1 protein-coding gene is annotated in these 1,069 nt (G+C 67.1%); it reads right to left on the bottom strand.

Features of this window, described 5'->3' with window-relative positions; translation table 11 throughout:
• Nucleotides 1-10 precede the first annotated feature (10 nt).
• Nucleotides 11-973, bottom strand: coding sequence for an IS481 family transposase (locus OJ962_RS34190; RefSeq protein WP_270006958.1), 963 nt, complete (start codon nucleotides 971-973; stop codon nucleotides 11-13).
• Nucleotides 974-1,069: the final 96 nt, after the last annotated feature.

Genomic DNA, 1,069 nt, shown 5'->3' on the forward strand with positions numbered 1-1,069 from the left:
TGTCCTGCCTCTAGAGGTTGTGAACGCGGCTGATAGGCGGTCGGTTGCCGATCGCTGAGTGCGGTCGCCGGTGGTTGTAGTGCTCGAGCCAGTCTTCCAGGAGGCTGGCTCGGTGTGCGCTTGAGGGGTATTCGCGGCCGTGCGCCCATTCGCGGCCCATGGTTTGGTGGAAGCGTTCGATCTTGCCGTTGGTGCGTGGCCGGTAGGGCTGGATGGTCAGATGGCGGATCTCGCGCGCGGCGAGCAGCTCGCGGAGCGAGCGGTTGCGGACGTAGTTGAAGGCGTTGTCGGTCATCAGCCGGCGCGTGCTGATGTCGTGGCTTTCAAAGAACGCCAACGCGCGCTCGAAGAACGCGGTGACGGTCGCGGCTTTCTGGTCTTCGTGCAGTTCGACGTAGGCCAACCGAGAGTGGTCGTCGACGATCGCGTGCGCGTAGTCGTAGCCGACCCGCGTGCTGTCGGCCATCCACTGGCGGTTGCGCTGGGACCGGTCGCCGGTGGTGCGGTGTCCGGGCCGGCGAAAGCGCGAGTAGCTGCAGATGTCCATGTGCAGCAGATCGCCGGGGCAGGGCCACTCGTAGCGGTTAGGAGCCTCGCGATCGGCGGGCGGCCGGCGCGAGAGGCCGTGCCGGCGCAGCACCTTCCAGACGGTCTGGTGCGGCTGCCCGGTCGCTCCGGCGACCAACCGCGGACCCCAACCCGTGGCCTGGCGAACCGCGCAGATTCTCACCGCGAGCTCCTCAGGCGTGCGTCGCGGCTGGCGATGCGGACAACTGGAACGATCCGCCAGCCAAGCGCCGCGGGCGCGATCCTCAGCGTCGGCCTGCAGCCAGCGATGCCACCAACGATGGGCCGTGGCCACCGAAACAGCACTCACTTGCGCTGCCGCTCGCAGCGAAGCACCTTCTTTGATCAACAAGACCAGGGCCAGCCTTCCGGCCGGTCCGAGCTTCGCGTTAGCGTGAACGCGCATCCGGGCCCTCCTGACTGCAGTTCTTGGCGGAACCGCAGAGCCTCAGGACGGGCCCGGACGTCTTCTCAGACGTTCACAACCTCTGAAGGCAGGAGA

The organism is Solirubrobacter deserti (genome assembly GCF_027587175.1).
Classification (GTDB): domain Bacteria; phylum Actinomycetota; class Thermoleophilia; order Solirubrobacterales; family Solirubrobacteraceae; genus Solirubrobacter; species Solirubrobacter deserti.